Annotated in this window: 22 protein-coding genes; 12 read left to right on the forward strand and 10 right to left on the reverse strand. The window is 38.5% G+C overall.

What is annotated here, in order from left to right; genetic code table 11:
- Positions 1 to 22: 22 nt before the first annotated feature.
- Together JOC83_RS14775 and JOC83_RS14780 are read right to left on the reverse strand one after the other, a co-directional pair.
- Positions 23 to 175 (reverse strand): hypothetical protein, encoded by a 153-nt coding sequence (locus JOC83_RS14775; RefSeq protein WP_205188155.1) that lies wholly within the window; start codon positions 173 to 175, stop codon positions 23 to 25.
- A 23-nt stretch (positions 176 to 198) separates the two neighbouring features.
- Entirely contained in the window at positions 199 to 654 is a 456-nt protein-coding gene (locus JOC83_RS14780) for a DUF2269 family protein (protein ID WP_205188156.1), read from the reverse strand.
- Between the two features lie 285 nt (positions 655 to 939).
- Here JOC83_RS14780 and JOC83_RS14785 point away from each other — a divergent pair, with 285 nt between their 5' ends.
- Positions 940 to 1659 carry a YebC/PmpR family DNA-binding transcriptional regulator gene (locus JOC83_RS14785; RefSeq protein WP_205188157.1) on the forward strand — a complete coding sequence of 240 codons (720 nt, stop codon included), beginning with the start codon at positions 940 to 942 and terminating at the stop codon, positions 1657 to 1659.
- A 103-nt stretch (positions 1660 to 1762) separates the two neighbouring features.
- Here the strand turns inward: JOC83_RS14785 and JOC83_RS14790 are convergent, their stop codons facing one another.
- On the reverse strand, positions 1763 to 2074 hold the full coding sequence (locus tag JOC83_RS14790; RefSeq protein WP_205188158.1) for a hypothetical protein: 312 nt from the start codon (positions 2072 to 2074) through the stop codon (positions 1763 to 1765).
- Positions 2075 to 2621: 547 nt separating this feature from the next.
- Between JOC83_RS14790 and JOC83_RS14795 the strand changes: the two genes are divergently transcribed.
- From JOC83_RS14795 to gnd, 7 genes are all read left to right on the forward strand, one after another.
- Positions 2622 to 3545, forward strand: a complete 924-nt coding sequence (locus JOC83_RS14795; protein WP_205188159.1) for an iron-hydroxamate ABC transporter substrate-binding protein — start codon at positions 2622 to 2624, stop codon at positions 3543 to 3545.
- 71 nt (positions 3546 to 3616) lie between these two features.
- Complete coding sequence (locus tag JOC83_RS14800; RefSeq protein ID WP_205188160.1) at positions 3617 to 4627, forward strand: FecCD family ABC transporter permease; 1011 nt, start codon at positions 3617 to 3619, stop codon at positions 4625 to 4627.
- Entirely contained in the window at positions 4624 to 5643 is a 1020-nt protein-coding gene (locus tag JOC83_RS14805) for a FecCD family ABC transporter permease (RefSeq protein WP_205188161.1), read from the forward strand. Before JOC83_RS14800 ends, JOC83_RS14805 begins: the two co-directional genes overlap by 4 nt.
- Before the next feature lie 126 nt (positions 5644 to 5769).
- Positions 5770 to 6501: a GntR family transcriptional regulator gene (locus tag JOC83_RS14810; protein WP_205188162.1), complete on the forward strand. Its 732-nt coding sequence runs from the start codon at positions 5770 to 5772 to the stop codon at positions 6499 to 6501.
- Positions 6494 to 8038, forward strand: coding sequence for a gluconokinase (gene gntK / locus JOC83_RS14815; protein WP_205188163.1), 1545 nt, complete (start codon positions 6494 to 6496; stop codon positions 8036 to 8038). The genes JOC83_RS14810 and gntK overlap by 8 nt, the downstream gene beginning before the upstream one ends.
- Before the next feature lie 18 nt (positions 8039 to 8056).
- Positions 8057 to 9403 carry a GntP family permease gene (locus tag JOC83_RS14820; RefSeq protein WP_205188164.1) on the forward strand — a complete coding sequence of 449 codons (1347 nt, stop codon included), beginning with the start codon at positions 8057 to 8059 and terminating at the stop codon, positions 9401 to 9403.
- Between the two features lie 101 nt (positions 9404 to 9504).
- On the forward strand, positions 9505 to 10911 hold the full coding sequence (gene gnd / locus JOC83_RS14825) for a decarboxylating NADP(+)-dependent phosphogluconate dehydrogenase (RefSeq protein WP_205188165.1): 1407 nt from the start codon (positions 9505 to 9507) through the stop codon (positions 10909 to 10911).
- Between the two features lie 100 nt (positions 10912 to 11011).
- Here the strand turns inward: gnd and JOC83_RS14830 are convergent, their stop codons facing one another.
- Entirely contained in the window at positions 11012 to 12514 is a 1503-nt protein-coding gene (locus JOC83_RS14830; RefSeq protein ID WP_205188166.1) for a malate:quinone oxidoreductase, read from the reverse strand.
- Between the two features lie 322 nt (positions 12515 to 12836).
- On the opposite strand from JOC83_RS14830, the gene JOC83_RS14835 reads away from it, so the two are divergent.
- Complete coding sequence (locus JOC83_RS14835) at positions 12837 to 13355, forward strand: undecaprenyl-diphosphatase (protein ID WP_205188167.1); 519 nt, start codon at positions 12837 to 12839, stop codon at positions 13353 to 13355.
- Between the two features lie 331 nt (positions 13356 to 13686).
- Here the strand turns inward: JOC83_RS14835 and JOC83_RS14840 are convergent, their stop codons facing one another.
- Positions 13687 to 14742, reverse strand: coding sequence for a FecCD family ABC transporter permease (locus tag JOC83_RS14840; protein ID WP_205188168.1), 1056 nt, complete (start codon positions 14740 to 14742; stop codon positions 13687 to 13689).
- Positions 14739 to 15743 carry a FecCD family ABC transporter permease gene (locus tag JOC83_RS14845; protein WP_378913360.1) on the reverse strand — a complete coding sequence of 335 codons (1005 nt, stop codon included), beginning with the start codon at positions 15741 to 15743 and terminating at the stop codon, positions 14739 to 14741. Before JOC83_RS14845 ends, JOC83_RS14840 begins: the two co-directional genes overlap by 4 nt.
- Positions 15744 to 15930: 187 nt before the next feature.
- On the opposite strand from JOC83_RS14845, the gene JOC83_RS14850 reads away from it, so the two are divergent.
- A complete protein-coding gene (locus tag JOC83_RS14850) occupies positions 15931 to 16911 on the forward strand; it encodes an ABC transporter substrate-binding protein (protein WP_205188169.1) in 981 nt (326 codons plus the stop codon).
- 61 nt (positions 16912 to 16972) lie between these two features.
- Here the strand turns inward: JOC83_RS14850 and yeiL are convergent, their stop codons facing one another.
- A complete protein-coding gene (gene yeiL / locus JOC83_RS14855; protein WP_205188170.1) occupies positions 16973 to 17644 on the reverse strand; it encodes a transcriptional regulator YeiL in 672 nt (223 codons plus the stop codon).
- 81 nt (positions 17645 to 17725) lie between these two features.
- On the opposite strand from yeiL, the gene JOC83_RS14860 reads away from it, so the two are divergent.
- Positions 17726 to 18898: an MFS transporter gene (locus JOC83_RS14860; RefSeq protein ID WP_205188171.1), complete on the forward strand. Its 1173-nt coding sequence runs from the start codon at positions 17726 to 17728 to the stop codon at positions 18896 to 18898.
- A gap of 135 nt (positions 18899 to 19033) precedes the next feature.
- Here JOC83_RS14860 and JOC83_RS14865 read toward each other — a convergent pair whose 3' ends face one another.
- From JOC83_RS14865 to JOC83_RS14875, 3 genes are all read right to left on the reverse strand, one after another.
- On the reverse strand, positions 19034 to 19225 hold the full coding sequence (locus JOC83_RS14865) for a hypothetical protein (protein ID WP_205188172.1): 192 nt from the start codon (positions 19223 to 19225) through the stop codon (positions 19034 to 19036).
- Positions 19226 to 19380: 155 nt separating this feature from the next.
- The gene (locus JOC83_RS14870) at positions 19381 to 20262 is read right to left on the reverse strand and encodes an alpha/beta hydrolase (RefSeq protein ID WP_205188173.1); all 882 of its coding nucleotides are present in this window, start codon (positions 20260 to 20262) and stop codon (positions 19381 to 19383) included.
- Between the two features lie 341 nt (positions 20263 to 20603).
- The gene (locus JOC83_RS14875; protein ID WP_239583551.1) at positions 20604 to 21587 is read right to left on the reverse strand and encodes a tRNA dihydrouridine synthase; all 984 of its coding nucleotides are present in this window, start codon (positions 21585 to 21587) and stop codon (positions 20604 to 20606) included.
- Between the two features lie 546 nt (positions 21588 to 22133).
- On the opposite strand from JOC83_RS14875, the gene JOC83_RS14880 reads away from it, so the two are divergent.
- Complete coding sequence (locus JOC83_RS14880; RefSeq protein WP_205188175.1) at positions 22134 to 22670, forward strand: hypothetical protein; 537 nt, start codon at positions 22134 to 22136, stop codon at positions 22668 to 22670.
- Positions 22671 to 22821 lie beyond the last annotated feature (151 nt).

Here is a 22821-nt window from a genome sequence, read left to right on the forward strand (position 1 = left end):
GGTGAATCAGGGGCTTTGTTGACTAAATGTTCTTTGCTATGTAAGGATTGCCGCTAATTTGCTTTCGCATTTCTTCGGTCACGATACTATTTTTTGATGTCACAGAAACGTTCTCTTTTTCTTCTCTTTTTTCTATTCCCCTACCATCAAAATAAATTGGTTTTTCACTTTTCATCGATAACACCCTTTCTTTTTTAGTTAGAATGGTTTTGTTGACATTAAGACAATTAAAAGAATAGCTGCTGCATGTGCAACCATATTTAACTTCGCGATTTTTCGATCTAGCTGATGATAGTCATCTGATAATGAATTGCCTTTGCTATCCATGACAATTTGAACTTGCTTTTCCACTGTTTTTGGAATGATGGCTGCAACAATGGGTTGAATTAAAAAGTAGATAACAAGAGAGGCAATAAACCAACCTTGTGTCCATAAGTGAGGATTAACAATCCCCATTAAAATCGCACTTGCTAATAATACAAGTGACCCTATTTTAGCGAACTTTTCAATTTTTTTATTAATCTCAAAGCATAGCTTTGCATTCGAAACAGACTTGGACCCATACTTTGCTACTACAGGCATTCCAAAGCTCGCTCCTAATCCCACAACAGCTGCAATTACATGAATCAAAACGAAAGCACCATACAATGTCACTAATTAAAACCTCCTATAAATGGAAATTAAATAAGTACAATTACCTATATTAGGATTATATTTGTTTTATGACTACATTTCATTATAAATTAATAAAAAATGGTAAAAAATAAAATATTTTACATTTATTCAAGTTAGTTTAATTGCGTTTCAGCCTCCTTGACATGCTTCTCCTGTTTTCTAAATCTATTTATATTGTCTATATACTCGTAAACAACCGTTCAATTGCGTTATAATAAAAGACAGATATTAATTAGATTCACAAGTGAAAGAGAGTGGAACGTTATGGGGCGTAAGTGGAATAATATTAAAGAAAAGAAAGCAGCAAAAGATGCAAATACGAGTCGTGTTTATTCAAAATTTGCGCTTGAAATTTATGTAGCCGCTAAACAAGGTGAGCCAGATCCAGAAGCAAACCAAGCATTAAAATTTGTACTTGAACGTGCAAAAACATATAATGTGCCGAGAAATATTATTGATCGTGCGATTGATAAAGCAAAAGGCGGCGGTGACGAAAATTATGATGAGCTTCGCTATGAAGGGTTTGGGCCGAATGGTTCAATGATTATTGTGGATGCTCTTACAAATAACGTAAACCGTACCGCTTCGAATGTACGTGCTGCATTTGGTAAGAACGGTGGTAATATGGGCGTTAGTGGTTCAGTTGCCTATATGTTTGACGCAACAGCTGTTATCGGTGTGGAAGGAAAAACTGCAGACGACGTATTAGAGCTGTTAATGGAAGCAGACATTGATGTACGCGATGTGTTAGAAGAGGATGACTCAGTCATTGTCTATGCAGAACCTGATCAATTTTATGCTGTCCAAGAGGCATTTAAAGGAATCGGTGTTACTGATTTCACAGTAGCCGAATTAACCATGCTTGCTCAAAATGATGTAGAGCTTCCAGAAGAGGCACAAGCACAATTTGAAAAGCTAATTGATGCGTTAGAAGACTTAGAAGATGTTCAACGTGTTTATCACAATGTTGATTTAGGTGAATAACAAAAAAGCCGTAGGAATAAGTGAAGATGACTCTACTCCTACAGCATCCCCCTTGTTTTAATATCAAGGGGGATTTTATTTATATTGATAAACGTGATTAATACTAAGATTGATTTGCTACAGAACGACGATCAGATTGTAGCGCATTTACAAATAATAAAAGAGCCGTAATGATATGCATCATCATCCCTACTATTGGAATCCAGCCAATACAAGAAGTAATAATTCCTACAATACTTCCCGCTGAAGCTCCTCCATCTTTCTTTGTAAGCACTAATGTGACAATGTGCAATCCTAACATAATAAGTAAAGGTGTCCATGAAAAGCCCAAAATAATGGCCCCTCCTAAAAAAGGAATACCTAGTACAGCTTCAAGAGATCCTGTAATCCATTTCATGATTTTAGATGTCGACATTAATATCCTCCTTACTTTCATTGATTAACCATCTTATTGAGGTCTCATTATCCCCTTATTGTACATAGTTGAAAGTTGAATTTTCATCTATTACATACGTTTTATTTTTAAAGAAGTTACATTTTATTTTTGCCTTCTGCTGATTTCCTTCATCATCATCACAAAAGGAAGAGATTAGGACATAAGTTGATAAAGCTAAGTAACAATAGTTGATATGGAGCATCCCTTGCCTGTTAATTCGTTGATATGACTAGCTAGACAAGGGATGTTTGGGGCTAAGTCGAGGAGAGACGCTGTTTGACCCTTTTAAATCACCTGCGTTTCTTTATTTTTACTTTTCACATAAATGCTTCATTGCGCGAAAAAACCATTTCATATTGCCTAGTATTTGGTTAGATTATTACTTTTCTAACTAAGATAGTTGTTGACAATAAAAATAGGTAGTATTATAGTAGTTTTTGAAACTGATAATCATTATCACTTCAACCAACCTACCTTTAAGACTACATACAATACAACGAACATTTTATTTAAAGGAGAAGAATAAATGAAAAAAGTACTAGTTCCATTCTTACTGCTACTTGTTCTACTTATTAGTGCTTGTAGCAATGGATCATCAGAAAAAGAAAGTACATCTCAAAAAGATGAAAGCAAACCAGAAACGATTACCTACGAGTCTGAGAATGGACCTGTTGAAGTACCAGCAGATCCACAGCGTGTTGTTGTTCTCTCTTCGTTTGCAGGTAACGTCATGGCATTAGATGTCAACCTTGTTGGCGTTGATTCATGGTCTAAAATGAATCCTAAGTTTAAAGAAGAGTTAAAAGATGTTGCAGAAGTAACCGATGAAAGTTTAGAACAGATCATTGAGCTAAATCCTGATTTAATCATTGGTTTATCAACTATTAAAAATGTAGAAAAACTGAATGAAATCGCGCCTACTGTGACATATACATATGGAAAAGTAGACTATCTAACTCAGCATTTAGAAATTGGGAAGCTTTTAAATAAAGAGAAAGAAGCTCAAGCTTGGATCGATGACTTCAAAAAGCGTGCTCAAGTAGCTGGAGAAGACATTAAAGCAAAAATTGGTGAAGATAAAACCGTTTCTGTTATAGAAAGCTTTGATAAGCAACTTTACGTATTCGGTGACAACTGGGGACGTGGGACTGAAATTCTCTATCAAGAAATGAAACTACCAATGCCTGAAAAAGTAAAAGACGTGGCGTTAAAAGATGGTTATTATGCATTATCAGCAGAAGTTCTTTCTGAGTTTGCTGGAGATTACTTAATTATTAGTAAAAACCCAGATGCAGATAACTCTTTCCAAGAGACTGAAACATACAAACAGATCCCAGCTGTGAAAAACAATCAAGTATTTGAAGCAAATGCAAAAGAATTCTATTTTAATGATCCAATTTCATTAGATCTACAATTAGATTTCTTTACAAAAAGTTTTCTTGGTAACTAATACAACGAAAAGGGATTCTTATTTTAAGAATTCCTTTTCCTTTATTCTAAAATAGAAAAGATGAGAAACTGATGACAAAAGAAACGAAACGTTCTATTGCATTTATCTACAAATTAATTGCAGGGTTAGTTGTATTTGTCGGCATGTTTGTAGTAGCCATGGTATTTGGTGCAGCTGAAACGACCGTTTGGGATGTTTGGTTAGCGCTTACGTCTCAAGACGGTAGTGACAAAGTTATGATGCTTCAAGAGATTCGTTTACCTCGTGAAATTGCTGCTATCTTTGTAGGAGCTGCCCTTGCTGTTTCGGGTGCAATCATGCAAGGAATCACACGTAATCCTCTTGCTGACCCTGGTTTACTCGGTCTGACCGCTGGGGCAAATGCAGCTCTTGCCGTGACCATTGCCTTCATTCCTTCTGCAAACTATTTCAGTATTATGATTGCTTGTTTTATCGGAGCGGCCGTTGGTTCATTACTTGTGCTTGGAACCGGCGTCGTAAAAAAGGGAGGATTCTCTCCTTTTCGAATTGTGCTAGCTGGAGCGGCTATCTCTGCCTTTCTCCATGCAATTGCCGAAGGGATTGGAATCTATTTTAAAGTGTCAAAAGATGTATCAATGTGGACAGCTGGGGGAATTGTCGGTACCTCATGGGGACAGCTTCAAATCGTCATTCCGTTTATTTTAATTGGTATCATTGTTGCGATTATCCTTTCTAAGCAACTGACCATTCTTAGCTTAAGTGAAGAAGTTGCTGTTGGATTAGGACAAAACATTCCTTTTATTAAATCCATTCTGTTTCTTGTGATTGTGCTATTAGCTGGCGCTTCTGTGGCACTCGTTGGCAACATAGCGTTCATTGGACTCATGATTCCTCATATTGTTCGTAGCATTGTTGGAACGGACTATCGTTTTATTATTCCGATGTCCGTTATGATAGGCGCGATTTTTATGCTCTTTGCCGACACGCTTGGACGTACGATTAACGCACCCTATGAAACCCCTATCGCAGCCATTGTAGCTGTGCTAGGCTTACCTTTCTTTCTATTTATCGTGAACAAAGGAGGGAAAGGATTCTCATGATTCATTCACCTTTTGTTAAAAAGCAAAGAATCACCTTATTTATTCTAGCGCTATTTATTATAACGACAATAATTATCAGCATGGGGATGGGCTACTCCTCTGTCTCGTATGATCGCCTCTTCCCTACTCTACTTGGTCAAGGTACGTTTAAAGAGGAATTTATCTTATTTTCGGTGCGCTTACCACGTATCTTCATTACGCTTTTAGCAGGAATGGCTTTAGCGTTATCAGGAGCCATTCTTCAAGGAATTACACGCAACGATTTAGCTGACCCTGGCATCATCGGAATTAATTCTGGTGCTGGAGTTGCCGTTTCAGTATTCTTTTTATTTTTCCCAATTGATGCGAGCTCGTTTGCTTACTTGCTTCCGCTTGTGGCATTTATCGGTGCTCTTTTGACGGCTTTCTTCATCTACTTGTTTTCCTATAATCGACATGTAGGTCTTCAGCCAGTAAGGTTAGTTTTAGTAGGGGTCGGGTTTTCAATGGCATTGTCTGGTGCAATGATTGTTCTCATTTCATCAGCAGAGCGGGCAAAAGTCGATTTTATTGCAAAATGGTTAGCAGGTACGATTTGGGGAACAGATTGGCCGTTTATTTGGGCGATTCTTCCTTGGCTACTCATTCTCATTCCGTTTACCCTCTATAAAGCTCATCGATTGAATCTACTTAGTCTGAGTGAGCCTGTAGCGATTGGGGTCGGTGTATCCATCGAGAAGGAGAGAGTGGTCCTACTTTTAACGGCTGTAGCTTTAGCGGCTTCTGCTGTTTCGGTTACGGGTGGCATTGCCTTTATTGGCTTAATGGGACCACATATTGCAAAAGCATTGGTGGGACCTCGAAATCAATTGTTTCTTCCTGTTGCGATTCTACTTGGTGGATGGCTATTACTCATAGCCGATACCATTGGACGTACTATTGTTCAGCCAGATGGGATTCCAGCAGGGATTATGGTTGCATTAATTGGCGCACCATACTTTATATATTTACTGTTTAAGCATAACGAAAGGTATTGAAGCCGTTATTTCAATGCCTTTTTATTTTGCATCTATTTACAATAAAATGAAAGCATTTGCAAAATGATAAAATTATATTATAATACTTGTATACAAGTACACATGATTAAAAGAAGAGGTGACTGTATGACTAAATCAAACGAATTTTTATACCCAACAAAATGGCTCTCAAAAGCTTCAGCTGGTGATCGTGTTGCCTATGAGCTTAGAATGCGCATCATTTCTGGCCTCATTGAAAGCGGTACCATATTGTCTGAAAATAAGCTTGCGGCAGACTTTTCTGTGAGTCGTTCACCTGTGCGTGAAGCGTTAAAAATATTGGCAACTGAAAATATGATTCGATTAGAACGAATGGGTGCGGTTGTGATTGGTTTAACAGAAAAAGAAATTGAAGAAATTTACGATGTCCGTTTACTGATTGAAACATTCGTCTTTGAACGACTTGTTAAGATGGATACAACCGCTCTAGTAAAAGAGCTTAGCAAAATACTTGAAATGATGAAGATTGCAATTAAATATCAAGATCCTGATGAATTTTCCTTTCAAGATGTACGATTTCACGAAACCATTATTCGTACCATTGACCATTCGCACATCTTCATGATTTGGAATCATTTAAAGCCTACGATGGAGAGTCTCATTCTTTTATCCATGAGACTGCGCTTTGACGAAAAATACGATGATCTTGCCAGAATTTTAACAAATCATGAGCTTTACATTGAAGCGATTCGAACAAAAGATCGAGCGCGAATGATTGAATCGCTGCATCAAAACTTTGATGATGTTCAAGGAAAAGTAGAAGACCTATGGATGTCGCAACAAATTTTATCAAAAGGAGTCGAACAAGACCATGACTAGCTATATGTTAGGAATTGATATTGGGACAACCAGCACAAAAGCGGTGCTGTTTGATGAAAAGGGTAAGGTCATTCAACAGGAAAACATCGGTTACCCTCTTTATACACCCGATATTTCCACTGCTGAACAGAACCCAGAAGAAATATTTCAAGCGGTTCTACAAGCGATGACCAACGTTATGAAGCAGCATGATGAAAAGAGCCTTTCCTTTGTCTCATTTAGCAGTGCCATGCACAGTGTCATCGTGATGGATAAGGATGATCAGCCAATCACGCCTTGTATCACATGGGCAGATAATCGAAGCGAAGCATGGGCACACAAAATTAAGCATGAATACAATGGGCATAGCGTGTATCAACGAACAGGTACACCCATTCATCCAATGTCACCATTAAGTAAAATCGCTTGGATTGTGAACGATCGACCTGAAATCGCTTCTAAAGCCGCCAAGTATATTGGCATTAAAGAATACATTTTCAAGAAATTCTTCGATCAATATGTAGTGGATCACTCTTTAGCTTCGGCGATGGGGATGATGAATCTAAAAAGTCTAGATTGGGATGAGGAAGCGTTAAAAATTGCTGGTATTCAACGAGACCAAGTATCCAAACTTGTTTCAACAACGCAAACGTTTACGTCTTGTAATGAACAGCTAGCCAAACAAATTGGGATAGACCCTGACACTCCTTTTGTCATTGGCGCAAGTGATGGTGTTCTGTCTAACCTTGGTGTGAACGCCATTCGAAAAGGTGAAATTGCGGTCACGATTGGAACAAGTGGCGCTATCCGTACAATCATTGATCAGCCACAAACAGATGAAAAGGGACGCATCTTTTGCTATGCCTTAACAGAAAAGCATTGGGTTATTGGCGGACCTGTCAACAACGGCGGCATGATTCTTCGTTGGATTCGAGATGAATTTGCTTCTTCGGAAATCGAAACGGCTAAAAGACTTGGGATCGATCCATATGAAGTATTAACAAAAATTGCAGAGCGTGTAAGACCAGGTGCAGATGGCTTGTTATTCCATCCCTATCTTGCAGGCGAACGTGCACCATTATGGAACCCAGATGTACGGGGATCATTTTTTGGTTTGACGATGTCTCACAAAAAAGAGCACATGATTCGAGCCGCGTTAGAAGGTGTCATTTATAACTTATACACCGTCTTTTTAGCTCTAACTGAATGCATGAACAGCCCAGTAACTCGCATTCAAGCAACGGGTGGATTCGCAAGATCAGAGGTATGGCGTCAAATGATGGCCGATATCTTTGAATCTGATGTCGTGGTACCTGAAAGCTATGAAAGCTCATGTTTAGGTGCTTGTATCCTAGGCTTATATGCAACGGGGAAAATTGATTCCTTTGAAGTCGCTTCCGATATGATAGGAAGTACTTACAAGCACTCACCAAAAGAAGAAGCAGCGAGAGAGTATCGACAATTATTACCGATTTTTATTCATTTATCTAGAGTGCTAGAAAACGATTATACAAGAATTGCAGATTATCAACGAAGCTTAATTAATACAGCAAGATAATGACTTGGAGGGATTAAGATGCCATTACTTATTGTCGCAATTGGAATTGTAGCCTTACTTATTCTTATAATGGGATTCAAATTAAATACGTTTGTTTCATTAATTATTGTATCGTTTGGTGTAGCTTTAGTACTCGGAATGCCACTTGAAAGCATCGTGAAGACCATTGAAGCAGGATTAGGTGGAACACTTGGTCATCTTGCGCTAATCTTTGGACTTGGCGCGATGTTAGGAAAGTTAATTGCGGATGCAGGAGGTGCCCAGCGCATCGCCATGACGCTTGTAAATAAATTTGGAGAGAAAAACATTCAATGGGCAGTTGTAGCGGCATCATTCATTATTGGTATCGCCTTATTCTTTGAAGTAGGACTTGTGTTATTAATTCCTATTGTCTTTGCTATCTCAAAAGAATTAAAGGTATCTATTTTACATCTTGGTATTCCAATGGTAGCTGCGTTATCTGTCACACACGGCTTTTTACCACCTCATCCTGGACCAACCGTTATTGCTGGTGAGTATGGTGCAGATCTTGGTGAAGTGTTACTTTACGGATTTATCATCTCAGTTCCAACCGTCATTATCGCGGGACCTTTATTTACAAAGTTAGCAAAAAAGCTTGTTCCACAATCGTTTACAAAAACAGGTAACATTGCTTCCCTAGGTGAGCAAAAAGCATTTAAGCTTGAAGATACACCAAGGTTTGGGATTAGTGTCTTTACAGCGATGCTTCCAGTCATTTTAATGTCGATTGCAACCATTATTACACTCCTTCAAAAAACAATCGGGTTAAACGACAATGCTTTCCTTGCAAGCATTCGCTTTATCGGAGATGCATCAACGGCGATGCTGCTTTCTCTTTTAGTTGCGATTTACACAATGGGAATTGCCCGAAAAATTCCGATTAAAACAGTGATGGATTCTTGCACAACGGCTATCACACAAATCGGCATGATGCTGTTAATCATCGGAGGTGGCGGCGCCTTTAAACAAGTATTAATCGATGGCGGTGTCGGTGACTACGTAGCAGACTTATTCGATGGTACTTCTTTATCACCTATTTTACTTGCTTGGATCATTGCAGCGATTTTACGTATTTCATTAGGATCTGCGACCGTAGCAGCTCTAACAACGGCTGGATTAGTGATTCCAATGCTAGGTCAATCTGATGTAAACTTAGCTTTAGTCGTACTCGCAACTGGAGCAGGTAGCTTAATTGCTTCACATGTAAATGATGCCGGCTTCTGGATGTTTAAAGAGTATTTTGGCTTAACGATGAAAGAAACGTTCGCAACATGGACATTACTAGAAACAATTATCTCTGTTGTTGGATTAGGGTTTGTCCTATTGCTTAGCTTATTTGTATAATAGGTAAGTCTAACATGGTAGCTTATCTTCATTATCGCTCTTTTTTAGAGCGATAATGAATGATAACTGCCTCTTTATCTGAAAAAGAAGGAGTCAGTAATATGGTTAATACAATTGGTGTCATTGGTTTAGGTGTAATGGGAAGTAATCTTGCACTAAATATGGAGAGTAAGGGAGAGCAAGTAGCCGTTTATAACTATACACGCGATTTAACAGATCAACTGCTTGAAAAGCACCCTGGAAAAGAAGGCATTCACCCTTATTATGAGCTACAGGAATTTGTTCAGTCCTTACAAGCGCCTCGCAAGGTTTTTCTCATGGTAACAGCGGGCAAGCCAATTGATTTAGTAATTGATGCGTTAATCCCTTTACTAGAAGCAGGGGATATCATTATGGACGGTGGAAACTCTCATTATGAGGACACAGAACGTCGATATGATACCTTAAAGGACAAGGGAATTCATTATATCGGTATGGGCATCTCAGGCGGTGAAGTCGGTGCGTTAAAAGGTCCTTCTATTATGCCTGGTGGAGATCAAGAAGCGTATGAAAAAGTAGCATCAATCTTCACAAAAATTGCAGCTCAAGTGGACAACGACCCTTGTTGTGTCTACATTGGACCAAAGGGTGCAGGACACTTTGTTAAAATGGTTCATAACGGCATTGAGTATGCAGACATGCAGCTTATTGCAGAAGCATATACGTTTTTACGTGAGAGACTGCACTTATCAGTGGATGAAATCGCAGATATCTTTGAAACATGGAATCAAGGTGAGCTACAGAGTTACTTAATGGAAATCACAGCGGATATTTTAAGAAAGAAAGACGAGATTACAGGTCTACCTCTTATCGATGTTATCCTTGATCAAGCAGGACAAAAAGGAACAGGTAAATGGACAAGTATGCAAGCAATTGATAATGGCATTACCTCTTCTATTATTACGGAGTCTTTATTTGCACGCTACATATCGGCATTAAAAGATGAGCGTGTTGCTGCTGAAAATGTATTAGTAGGTCCAGAGCATGATCGTCAATCTTTAGATAAAGACGAATGGATTGAGTACGTAAGACAAGCACTCTATATGGGGAAAGTATGTGCTTATGCACAAGGCTTTAACCAATATAAAACATCATCAGAGCTTTATGACTGGAATCTTCCATTAAAAGATATTGCTCTTATTTTCCGCGGTGGCTGTATCATTCGCGCAGAATTTTTAAATGTTATCAGCAAAGCATACGAAGAGCAACCGGATTTAGCTAACCTCCTACTTGCTCCATACTTTGCAGATAAATTAAAAGCGTATCAATTAGGACTACGTAAAGTGGTTTGTGAAGGAATCAATGCAGGAATCTCCTCTCCTTGCTTAAGCACATCGGTTACTTACTACGATGGCTATCGAACAGGAAATTCAAATGCAAACATTCTTCAAGCACAACGTGACTATTTTGGTGCTCACACGTATGAGCGTCGTGACCGCGAAGGAACGTTCCATACAAATTGGCAGTAATGCAATTGATTAAAGCAACGTAAATACAAAAGCCCTTCTTGTTCGTTTAACGGAACAAGAAGGGCTTTTTTTCTTTCATGAAGCTCCTTCAAGTACTGAATTAACTACAAACAGGCTCTTTTTCACTTAAACCAAGTGTATCAGCCGTTGAAGCATGAAGCTCTTGGAAAAGCGCTGGATTTTCAACGAGTGATATGCCATAGGAAGGAATCATTTCTTTGATTTTAGCTTCCCATTCACTCATATACTGAGGGAAACACTTTTCTAATACTTCAAGCATGACGTGAACCGCAGTAGAAGCACCTGGAGAGGCTCCGAGTAACGCCGCAATTGAACCATCAGCGGCACTAACCACCTCTGTTCCAAATTGAAGGGTTCCTTTACCGCCTGTCTCGGTATCTTTAATAACCTGCACACGCTGACCTGCTACGACAATGTCCCAATCTTCACTTTTTGCGTTCGGAATAAACTCACGCAGTTCTTCCATGCGCTTTTCATTCGAGAGAAGAACCTGTTGAATTAAATACTTCGTTAGAGACATCTCTTTGAGTCCTGCAGCTAGCATCGTTAGAACGTTATTTGGCTTGACCGAGTTCAGTAAATCAAAATTTGAACCTGTTTTTAAGAATTTCGGTGAAAAGCCTGCAAACGGTCCAAACAACAATGACTTTTTATTGTCAATGTATCGCGTATCAAGATGCGGAACAGACATTGGAGGAGCTCCGACCTTTGCTTTACCATAAACCTTTGCATGATGACGCGCGATCACTTCTGGGTTATTACACACCATAAATAAGCCACTTACAGGAAATCCTCCAATTTGTCTAGACTCTGGAATCCCTGTTTTTTGTAATAAAGGCAGGCTTCCTCCCCCTCCACCAATAAAGACAAACTTTGCTTGGTGGTATTCTATTTGACCACTATTCAGATTATGAACTTTCACTTCCCATAACCCCTCGTTCGTACGCTTGATATCCTTCACACTATGTTGGTAGTGCATTTCAACATTTTGACTCTTAAGATAATTAAATAACATCCTTGTTAACGCACCAAAATTAACATCCGTTCCTGCATCAATTTTCGTCGCCGCCATTGGCTCATCTGATGTACGCCCTTCCATAATAAGCGGAATCCATTCCTTTAATTTTTGAGGATCTGTCGAAAATTCCATTCCTGCGAACAAAGGATTATTTGATAGCGCTTCCATCCTTTTTTTCAAAAATGTCACATTTTCTTCCCCTTCAACCAAACTAATATGAGGAATCGGCATAATAAAATCTTGTGGATGACGAATCAAATTGCTTTTGACAAGATACGACCAAAATTGTCTAGAAAGCTGAAACTGCTCATTTACTTTAACCGCCTTGCTAATATCGATTGAACCATCTGGTTTTTCATTGGTATAGTTTAGTTCACATAATGCAGCATGCCCCGTTCCTGCATTATTCCATTCATTAGAGCTTTCTTCCCCTGCGCTTTTAAGCTTCTCGAATACTTTTATTTCCCATGCTGGTGCTAACTCTTTTAGCAATGATCCTAAAGTTGCGCTCATTACTCCCGCACCAATCAAAATTACATCTGTTTTTATTCCGTTGTTGCTCATTTCTCCCATCCTCACACCCTGTAATTTTCAGAAAATCTACTATTATCTAATAATTATAAACGATTTCGCACGAATAAAAAAGAGAGAAGTCTATCAGTAAGGTGTTCATACAAGTAACCCAAGCCTCTGATTAGCTATTTTAAGGAGGTAGAACTTTCGTTTTTTATTACGTATGACCCGGTTCGTAAAGAGATTTATTCAAAAAGAGCCTTTCAATATGGAGTTTATATGTAATTAAAGAGCTATCTTGTTGAATTATTTACATATATCTTTCTAAGGTGGGAAATTTATTGTTATCTACTTAAGTAAGGAGAGCATCTGTATGAAATCCAGTTTTTTCAAGTCAATCAATCGTTTTTCTGGTCGCTGTACTCCTATTGATTTTTTGATGATATTTTTCTCACAGAAAGTTCGTTATGTCTTTCTATTTTTTATCATGATGATGTGGTTTAGAAATCGTGCTTACAGAAAAATAGTGTATTGTGCGGGCATTTCTTCAGGAATCACTTTGGTTATTAACTTTATCGTTAAATTGTTTTACTACAAACCACGTCCGTTTATAAACCATCGTGTGGGGATTCTTATTCCTTCAAAAATGGATTCTTCCTTTCCAAGTAAACACACACTACTGGTATTCGCTGTATCTACTTCTATTATCCTTCACCAACGTGCGGTTGGATCCATTATGTGGGTATTATCTCTGTTAACTAGTTTCTCTCGCATCTGGGTTGGACATCATTATCCAGCTGACGTTATCAGTAGTGCCCTAATTGGGAGTATGACAAGTATCATAGTTGATCGAGCGGCTCGCTTCTATCATTTCTTTTCACGTGATACATGATGCCGACATAGAGGTAGGCACCATAATCAGATTGGAATCTATTTTAGGTCTCAACTTTGTTCATTACATTCTTAATGAGTTGCAACCTATTCACGTTTCAATTTCTTCCTATTGCACTTACTCCTAAACTTAACAAGGACGCCCAATTAGCCCTTCTATTGTTTCTTCTTTCAGACTTTAAAAGAAGGGCTATTGAGGCACAGCTATTTCCACCAATCCATACCGTTCTTTCACAGTTAGGAATAACTAAGCCTCATTCTTTCATAAGGTTCATATCACCACATGAAAGAGTGAGCTTTTCCATTTGTAAGATGCCTGTCATCTAGAGTCATTATTTATTTTTCGCTCTCATTAAAAGATAAATAAAATAAGGTGCACCTAAGGCAGCGGTGAATACACCCGCAGGCACAACAGATGGCAAGAACAAGGTACGTCCCACTAAGTCTGCTAACATAACGAGAATGGCGCCTAAGAAGGCAGAAACAGGCAGTAATACCCCAAATGACGATCCAACAAGCTTTCTAGCCATATGAGGAGCCATCAGTCCAACAAACCCAATACCACCTGCAAATGCCACCGCTGTCCCTACTAGCCCTGTACTAATCATTAAAAGGACAAAATGCTGACGCTGAACAGAGCTTCCAACCCCTGTTGCCACTTCCTCTCCTAATGATTGAACGTTCACAATACGCGATGAAAGAAAAGCGAGCACTAATAAGACAAGAGTTACGGGAACAAGGATATTCACATCTTCCCAGGTGATGCTATTTACACTTCCTGTAATCCAAATATTTGCTTGGCTTGCCATATAAATGGGACCTAAAACCATAAACATCGTTGTTCCTGCCTGCATCAATGCTGAAATCCCAATTCCAATTAGGATGAGTCGAACCGGTGTGACACCATCCTTCCATGATAAGAAGTAGACGGCCGCTGCAACGAGCGAAGCTCCAACAAATGCGGCCACAGGTAACCATTTTATACTAACGATTAACGAATAATTCTCATCACTAAAAAGCCATAGAAAAGCAACGACTGCCATTCCAGCGCCAGCTGTTACCCCTATTGTATCTGGAGCGGCTAAGTCATTTCGAAGCATCCCTTGAAGAATTCCACCGGCTACCGCTAACCCCATTCCTACTACCATGGAGGCAATAATCCTTGGTAATCTAAACTGATAAACGACAAGCTGTTCTAACTCAGTCCCTCCACCAAATAGTAAGCTAACGACGGTAAATGGATGAACCTGAAAATCTCCTAAGCCTGCGCTTATAATGAAAATAGCGAGCGTGAGAAAAACAAGGATCATTAATTTCATAAGGGAATTTGTGTCTAAAAGCAGGGATATCTTATCCTTACCTAACCGTATGCTACGATATCCTCTCATCCTTTGTTAAACCCCTTCCTTGCAATATAAATAAAATAAGGTGTTCCGATGAATGCAGTCATGACTCCTACAGGAACTTCTTGCGGCATCACAATATACCTAGCTCCTATGTCTGCGGCTAATAACAGAACGCCTCCTAGAAGACCTGCAAAAGGAACTAACCATCGATGATCCGTTCCTATTAACCGTCGAGCAATATGAGGAATAACGATTCCAATAAAGCCAATCGGTCCTGCTACTGCAACCGATCCTCCTGCGAGTAAAATGACGATAACCCCTACTGCTACCTTTAAAAAGCCAACCTTTAAGCCTAGACCCTTGGCTACATCATCTCCCATCGCAATGACATTCATCATTGGCGTCATGATGAGCGCAAGCACCCAGCCTACGACTAAGTAAGGGAACACAGAAGCTAAGATTTCAAGCTTTCTTCCTTGAATCGACCCTGATAACCAAAATAACACCTCTTCAAGAGCCGCTTCATTGGTGACTAAGATTCCTTGTGTAAAAGAGGAAAACAACGCTGTAATAGCTGCTCCCGCAAGCGTTATTTTCATAGGTGTTAAGCCTTCCCTCCCTACACCTCCAACAAAGTACACCACTAATGCAGCAACAGCCGCACCTAAAAAAGATACCCAAGTAAAGATGCTAAGGTTTGACACATTAAAGAACGTTAAAACAAACACGACTGCAAAGCCTGCTCCGGCATTAATTCCTAAAATTCCAGGTGATGCTAACGGATTTTTGGTAAGAGTTTGCATATACACACCTGCTATGGCAAGAGAAGCGCCCACGCAAGCAGCAATTAATGCTCTAGGCAAACGAACCGTTTGAATAATTAAATGCTCATTACTTCCATCAAAGGAGGTAAAGGCTTCAAAAGATAATCGAATAGAGGTATCTGTGTACCCAAAAATAATACTCATCCCCATTAATAGAATGAGAAGAAGTGTAGCAATGACTACTTTTACGATTCTGTTCAAATCTACCATTCCATTCATAACTATGACCCATCCTAATTATTAGATAGTAATAGTTTAGAAGATATTAAAAATACAGTCAATGATAGTGATAATTATTTTCAATAAATGATTGACAGTTATTTCTTCTTGACCTAATATAGTGAATAGAGTTTTCAATTGATAATGATTATCAAAATCATAATTAAGAAGTTTAGGGGGAAAAGAAATGAAAAAAAGCATTTGGTCTACACTATCTATTCTTGCAATGCTATCACTTCTTTTGTTAGCTGCTTGTGGGAATACAAATGAAGAGGCGTCAAAAGAGAAAAAAGAAGAGCCAAAAGCTGAAGATACAAGTTATTCAGTTGAGCACGCAATGGGGACAACTGAAATACCAGATACGCCAGAACGTGTAGTTATTTTAACAAACGAAGGAACAGAAGCATTACTAGCACTAGGAGTTAAGCCTGTAGGAGCTGTTATGTCTTGGGATCAAGATCCTTGGTACGAGCACATCAGCGCTGACATGGAAGGCGTTGAGGTTGTTGGTGATGAAAGTGAAGTTAACATCGAAAAGATTGCTGAATTACAACCTGATTTAATTATCGGAAATAAAATTCGTCAAGAAGCAGTCTATGACCAATTAAAAGCAATCGCTCCAACTGTTTTCTCTGAAGACTTAGCGGGTGACTGGAAAATTAACTTTGAATTATATGCAAACGCACTAAACCTAACTGAAAAAGGCCAAGAAGTAATGGCTGAGTACGATCAAAAGGTAGAAGACGTTAAAACAGCTCTTGGAGATAAAGTGAACCAAGAAATTTCTGTTGTTCGCTTCAGCTCTCGTCCAACTCGTATTTACTACACAGATTCATTCTCAGGTGTTATCTTTGATCAATTAGGCTTTAAACGTGCGGCTCACCAAGAAAAATTATTTACTCCAGATAACAAAATGGGTAACTTCGCAGTTGAAGTTGATAAAGAATTAATTCCTGAAATGGATGCAGATTCACTATTCTACTTTACATATGCTGATTCAACTGCAGTTGAAGAAGAATGGACAAACGATCCACTATGGAAAAACCTAACAGCTGTTAAAGAAGGCAATGCTCATAAAGTAAGTGATATCACTTGGAACACAGCAGGTGGCGTACTAGCAGCGAACATCATGTTAGATGATATCGAGAAAATTTTCACAGAGAAATAAGAGACAGATAAAAGACACGGGAGCGTTTTCCGTGTCTTTTTCATTTAAGGAAAATGATTGATTATTTATTCTTCATGGCCTCCGCAAGCTCATCCAAAGCATGCTGCTGTTTAATGAGGTAATTCCTCCCTTCCTTTCGCAAATAGCCTTTATCACAAAACTGTGTCAGAACATGCAATAAATGCCGATAAGATACCCCTAAATAATCACAAACACTCACATGCTTTTCTCTATAAACCCCTTTATCAGCCGTTTGTAAAATAAAATCAGCAAGCCTGTTTTCAAGCGGAAAGGCCAGACTTTGCGAATACTTGGCGGCCATCGCGGTTGCTTTTACACTCAAAATTTTTGTTAATTCCCGCAGGAACTTCGCATCTTCTAGCAGCTGTGTACGGTATCGGGAAACAGGAAGTGCAAAACAAACGGTCTTCGTTGAGGCTTGAACTCCCTTTGTATAGTAAACATCATGTAACAATTCCATTTCTCCAATGTAATCATGAGCGTTCGCAAAATTAATTAACGATACTTTTCCATTTTGATGGGTGACGTAAATTTTTGCTTTTCCTTCTATCACATAAAATAAAAAATCCGTTCGCATTCCTTCACGTATCATCCACTCATCGCGGTCATATTCGTGTACTTCGATAAACTCTTCTACTGGAAAAGAAAAGAGATGTGCGATTGAATGGTTTTCTAAATACCAACGCTTTTTCTCACTTTTATAAATGTTCATCTTTCACCTCAAAAATAGGAGATATCTCATATTAATCATCTCTACTCTCATGATATCATGCGAGTGATAAGGAGGATAACCATGAACGCACAAAGATGGATGAGCACACGTTTTTTTAGTTTTTTTATGACATGGGGTATTTTTCTCCCGTACTGGTCAGGTTGGATGATTCAAACAAAAGAGATGACAGTCGCGCAAGTGAGCTTGATTATGAGTCTTGGTCTACTCGCACGAGGTTTATCTACGTTATTTGCCTTTCCTTATTTATCAGAAAAGGTAAGTCAAAAAACATTACTACAGATTGCTGGAATCGGGACACTGATTTCGGTTCTTTGTTATCTTCCGGCATCGTCATTTTCTAGTTTACTACTCGTCACAATTATGGTGAACGTCTTTTACCCAACATTGATGCCTGCTTTAGATAGCGTGGCTAGTGTGTTGGTACAAAATAAACAGTTAAAGGACTATGGAAGAAGTCGTCAATGGGGATCCATTGGATTTGTCTCGGTTGGAATACTGTTAACCATTTTTACAGGCATGTTTGGAGATTACGTTATTTTTTGGGCGTTGTTTCTTGGGATAGCGGGGTTTGTTTATCTTAGCTTTCTGAATGCGCCTGATGTATTATTGAAAAAGCCAGAAATCAATCAAATAAAAAAAGGAAGCATGCTGCAGTTATTTCGTGTAAAACACTTTTCATTTGTTCTTATCATTGTCATTTTACTTCAAGCAGCACATGCAACGTACTATAACTATGGCTATATTTTTCTACAAGAAATTCATGCACCCATCTACTTAATTGGCGTTATCATTAACATCGCGGTCATCGCCGAAATCTTCTTCTTTTCAATGGCCAATAAACGCTTCAGTACGTTTTCAACAGGTACTTTACTAGCACTATCAGCACTAGGGTCTTCTTTACGCTGGATACTCGTATTCACGTTTCCAAACGTGATTGTGTTCTGCCTTGCTCAAACGCTACACGCTTTCTCGTTTGCAATGGGACATTATGCCTTTATGAAATACTTAATCAACAACATCCCACACGCGCAAATCCCAAAAGCACAAGGCATCTACTCCGCGCTCGCCTTAAGCTGGAGCACGGCTGTTTTCACCATTTTCGGAGGCTTTCTCTACGAAATTGAACCAAGATACGCCTTCCTGGGCATGTTAGTTTGTAGTTTACCCGCGATGGTGATTGCACTTGTGTATCGAAAGCTAGAGGTTGAAAAGGAAGTTCTCGTTTCTGCCTAAACGTGATAGTAAGTGTATTTGTTTTTTAGCATAGTAAAAAGAGAAGGCTTGTCTAAGTTAGATTAGATAAGCCTCACCTGCTTACACATAATATCCATCAGGATTATCCTAGAAAAAGCTAGACTAATAAATAAGTCAGCTTTCTTTTGCTATTCTTTTTAGCTCCTTACTCCATTTATAAATTGGTTCTTTAAGAAGCAGTCCAAACAACAGTGTTATAATCACAATAAAAAAGAAAGCAGCACGATTCCTATTAAACCATGCATCAAGCGATGGTAAGATCATTAAGGACATCATCATTGCTTCTGCAACCCAGTTAGCTGCCACACTTAAGAGATCATTTCAGTAGATTTGAAAAATCCTCTTAAACATAATACATCATCTAATATTCTTTTTAATAAGCGTATTATTAGGTTCATTTTATAATTTATATGTTTCGAATTCTTCATAAAGCTATCACCTTTGTTGACAGGCACGCAAAACTAGTTAATCGCAAATTTTTGATTAATCCAATCCACAACCAATTGCGCCACCTCGTGTTCATTTCCTTCGTAGTTATGATTGGCCTCTTCTACAACGGCATATTCAAATGTAGGACAACGAGTTGCTTTTGCTTGCATCAACGCTAAATCTTCACTTGGAGTGTGAATGTTGACTTCGTTAACGTCCCCCATGAATGCAAAAATAGGTCTGCTTATGGTAGCTAACGCACCGAAGTTGTCGGGGTTTCGCAAAACAGGAAGGTTATCTGCTTCACATTCGTCTAAGCAACGCTCCAAGTACGCTTGTGAGCTCATTTCAAGCCATCCATCATGAAGGTGTGAAAGAATCTTCATCGGTTCATGGTTTTTCACGTTCAATTGTGCTTCGTATATCATGTCGTCTCGATTACCATCATAGCGTTTGGATAGTCCTACAAGATCGGGTGGGGATGCGAGTATTAATCCAGCAATAGCTGAGACGTCCTCATGGGCTAGGTAGTGAATCGCTTTATTTGCGCCTAAACTGTGACCCATGACGATAATTGAGTCATACCCTAGTTCACGTACTTTTCTTACCCATAAGTCAATGTCATACATGCACTCACTGAATGTTTCATACCTAGCACCAATTCGGCGATGATTTCCATCCTTGGTTAATATGTCATTTAGGTGGTTGTACCCTCGAGTGTGTCCATAAAAAAAACCATATCCATGCTTCACTAAGTGCTCACCTAAAACGTGAGCAAAGTAATTCTCAATAATGTTGCCACTTGTACCGTGAATAAACAATACACACGTTTTTCGACGAACTTCTTTCCAATGAACTCCTTGTAGACGTAAACCGTCTTTTGTCCAATCATGCACAAATGATACGCTTGCCATGCGCACTTTCCTTTCTCATTTCCCAACCACTAACGGTTAGTTAGAAAATTTATTTGAATGTTAGTTTATAAAAGATTTTTTTCTTTCTTTTTCTATTTCTTTCTCTTCTTTCAACTTCAATACCTTCTGCATATCTATAAAAGGTAAAGAGGGCGTGAAGAATGAGTGATGATTGGCACTGATGGGGATAGATTTTCACCTCGATCACACATTAAGCAGTCGGCACAAAAGTCGATTAATAAAAAAAAGAATTCTAATCATCGTATTTTTAATGATTGGAACTCTTTTTTCTATTTTTATCTAACTATTTAGCATTCTACCCTATCACTGTTCTTGCCCAATCAATATTCCTTTTCAAAGCGATCAAGCAATGCACGCACTTCATCTGTGGATTTCGTGTTCATCAGCTGATTTCGTAATTCTCCAGCCCCACGGAATCCTTTGACATAGATTTTGAAAAAGCGATGAAGCTTTGTGATAGGACGTGGCACAACTTCGGCATATTGATCTTGAAGATCCAACTGCAATCTTAAAAGGTCAAGGTATTCTTTACTGCTATGCTCTTTTGGCTCTTTTTCAAATGCAAACGGATTTTTAAAGATGCCTCGGCCAATCATCACGCCATCAATGCCGTATTGTTCCGCCAGTTCAAGACCCTTTTGACGATCAGGAATGTCTCCATTAATGGTTAAAAGCGTATCCGGTGCGATACGGTCGCGTAATTCCTTAATAGCCGGAATGAGCTCCCAATGCGCAGGGACATCGCTCATTTCATCTCTTGTACGTAAGTGAATCGACAAATTGGCAATATCCTGTTTTAATACATGCGTTAACCACGCCTCCCACTCATCGATCTCATGAAAGCCGATTCGGGTTTTCACACTAACAGGAAGGCCGCCCGCTTTTGCTGCTTGAATCAGCTCGGCCGCTACGTCTGGACGTAGAATAAGGCCGCTACCTTTCCCTCTCGTTGCAACATTCGGCACAGGGCAGCCCATGTTAATATCAATTCCTTTAAACCCTAACTCTGCCATGCCAATACTCATTCGACGGAAATAGTCAGGGTTGTCTCCCCAAATATGCGCCACCATCGGCTGCTCGTCCTCGGTAAAAAGCAAACGGCCACGCACACTATCGATGCCATCTGGATGACAATAGCTGTCTGAGTTCGTAAACTCTGTAAAGAAAACATCTGGTCGACCAGCTTCACTAACTACGTGACGAAACACAACATCCGTCACATCTTCCATTGGTGCCAGTACAAAAAATGGTCGTGGTAACTCACGCCAAAAATTATCTATCATGTCAAACTCAAATCCTCTCATGTTGAATACAACTTCAAACAATTGGTCAAAAAGTACAAAGCCAACTGTTCTACTTCTTTTATCTTATATCATGCTTCATTACTTCTTTTCAAACATAAAAACATGTTACCATTTATTACGCTCATAAATGGTAACGAGCACGACTTAATTTATGTATATTTTGTAAAGTTTTTCATGAATCTACTCCTGTTTTCTTTTTGTAGTTTTCTTTTGTAATTTCCTTCAGCTATCAAGTGTGATAGTAAAAGCTCTAGAAAGGGTGGTAAATAGATTAGTAAGAATGATGTATATCGGTAAGAAAGAAAGTGCTTGTTTAGTCCCTTCATTTATCTATTCGTTTCATGCACTTATAAATTTAAATATATTTACAACCACTTTTGCATTTGGTAAAATTTTTTGGATGAAGTAAAAATATAACTCATTAAATCAAATTCCTATAGTGAAATTCTACACGAACAAACAACCTTTAAATTTTTTTACACAAAAAGTTTCCCTAGGGCAAAAAAACTTCCTTAAGGAAAATAAGAATTAAAGAGGAGGAGCTACATGAAAATTAATAATGTAAAACTATTTTCATCACTTATTGTTTTAACACGGATTCTTTTTGGAATAGGTTGGCTATTAGCAGGTATAACAAAAATCACAGAAAAACTATGGTTTAAAGAACCGGGTATATTTTTGAGAGAATACCTTACCCATTCATTACAACAACCCAATGTCCCGCTTCTTTATAAGATGTTTATAGAGAATATAGCTTTAGAGCATGTACTGGTTTTGAACTATGCTATACCAATTGTTCAAATTTTACTTGGACTATTTCTTATAGTAGGTTTATTCTCTATACCTGCTATTTTTGTTTGTCTTTTCATGCACATTAACTTTATCTTATCTGGAAATATAAATGTAATAAGCCTTATCCTTTATACAAATGCATTCTTATTAATTATTTTCAGAACAAATATATATCATTTCAGTTTAGATAAACATTTTAATTTGATTTCTCTCTTCACCATTCAGATAACCAAAAAAGAAACAATCGTTTCACTACAACCTAAGCAAAAAAAGTTACTTAATAACTCTTAAATCATAGTTACTTAAATAAATCTATGACCATGGTCGTAATCCAATAAAGCAATCCAACTATATTTACTAACACAAAGCCGTATAATAAAATTCTCAAAATCATTACTTCCTTTATTAATCAATGTTTTCTGTACCTATTAGCAATAATAGT

It is taken from the genome of Priestia iocasae (genome assembly GCF_016909075.1).
GTDB classification, from domain to species: domain Bacteria; phylum Bacillota; class Bacilli; order Bacillales; family Bacillaceae_H; genus Priestia; species Priestia iocasae.

Bases quoted from the DNA above. Each gene is read 5' to 3' on its own strand.
- JOC83_RS14775 (WP_205188155.1), bottom strand. From the start codon at position 175: ATGAAAAGTGAAAAACCAATTTATTTTGATGGTAGGGGAATAGAAAAA.
- JOC83_RS14785 (WP_205188157.1), top strand. From the start codon at position 940: ATGGGGCGTAAGTGGAATAATATTAAAGAAAAGAAAGCAGCAAAAGAT.
- JOC83_RS14790 (WP_205188158.1), bottom strand. From the start codon at position 2,074: ATGTCGACATCTAAAATCATGAAATGGATTACAGGATCTCTTGAAGCT.
- JOC83_RS14795 (WP_205188159.1), top strand. From the start codon at position 2,622: ATGAAAAAAGTACTAGTTCCATTCTTACTGCTACTTGTTCTACTTATT.
- JOC83_RS14800 (WP_205188160.1), top strand. From the start codon at position 3,617: ATGACAAAAGAAACGAAACGTTCTATTGCATTTATCTACAAATTAATT.
- JOC83_RS14805 (WP_205188161.1), top strand. From the start codon at position 4,624: ATGATTCATTCACCTTTTGTTAAAAAGCAAAGAATCACCTTATTTATT.
- JOC83_RS14810 (WP_205188162.1), top strand. From the start codon at position 5,770: ATGACTAAATCAAACGAATTTTTATACCCAACAAAATGGCTCTCAAAA.
- gntK (WP_205188163.1), top strand. From the start codon at position 6,494: ATGACTAGCTATATGTTAGGAATTGATATTGGGACAACCAGCACAAAA.
- JOC83_RS14820 (WP_205188164.1), top strand. From the start codon at position 8,057: ATGCCATTACTTATTGTCGCAATTGGAATTGTAGCCTTACTTATTCTT.
- gnd (WP_205188165.1), top strand. From the start codon at position 9,505: ATGGTTAATACAATTGGTGTCATTGGTTTAGGTGTAATGGGAAGTAAT.
- JOC83_RS14830 (WP_205188166.1), bottom strand. From the start codon at position 12,514: ATGAGCAACAACGGAATAAAAACAGATGTAATTTTGATTGGTGCGGGA.
- JOC83_RS14835 (WP_205188167.1), top strand. From the start codon at position 12,837: ATGAAATCCAGTTTTTTCAAGTCAATCAATCGTTTTTCTGGTCGCTGT.
- JOC83_RS14840 (WP_205188168.1), bottom strand. From the start codon at position 14,742: ATGAGAGGATATCGTAGCATACGGTTAGGTAAGGATAAGATATCCCTG.
- JOC83_RS14845 (WP_378913360.1), bottom strand. From the start codon at position 15,743: ATGAATGGAATGGTAGATTTGAACAGAATCGTAAAAGTAGTCATTGCT.
- JOC83_RS14850 (WP_205188169.1), top strand. From the start codon at position 15,931: ATGAAAAAAAGCATTTGGTCTACACTATCTATTCTTGCAATGCTATCA.
- yeiL (WP_205188170.1), bottom strand. From the start codon at position 17,644: ATGAACATTTATAAAAGTGAGAAAAAGCGTTGGTATTTAGAAAACCAT.
- JOC83_RS14860 (WP_205188171.1), top strand. From the start codon at position 17,726: ATGAACGCACAAAGATGGATGAGCACACGTTTTTTTAGTTTTTTTATG.
- JOC83_RS14870 (WP_205188173.1), bottom strand. From the start codon at position 20,262: ATGGCAAGCGTATCATTTGTGCATGATTGGACAAAAGACGGTTTACGT.
- JOC83_RS14875 (WP_239583551.1), bottom strand. From the start codon at position 21,587: ATGAGAGGATTTGAGTTTGACATGATAGATAATTTTTGGCGTGAGTTA.
- JOC83_RS14880 (WP_205188175.1), top strand. From the start codon at position 22,134: ATGAAAATTAATAATGTAAAACTATTTTCATCACTTATTGTTTTAACA.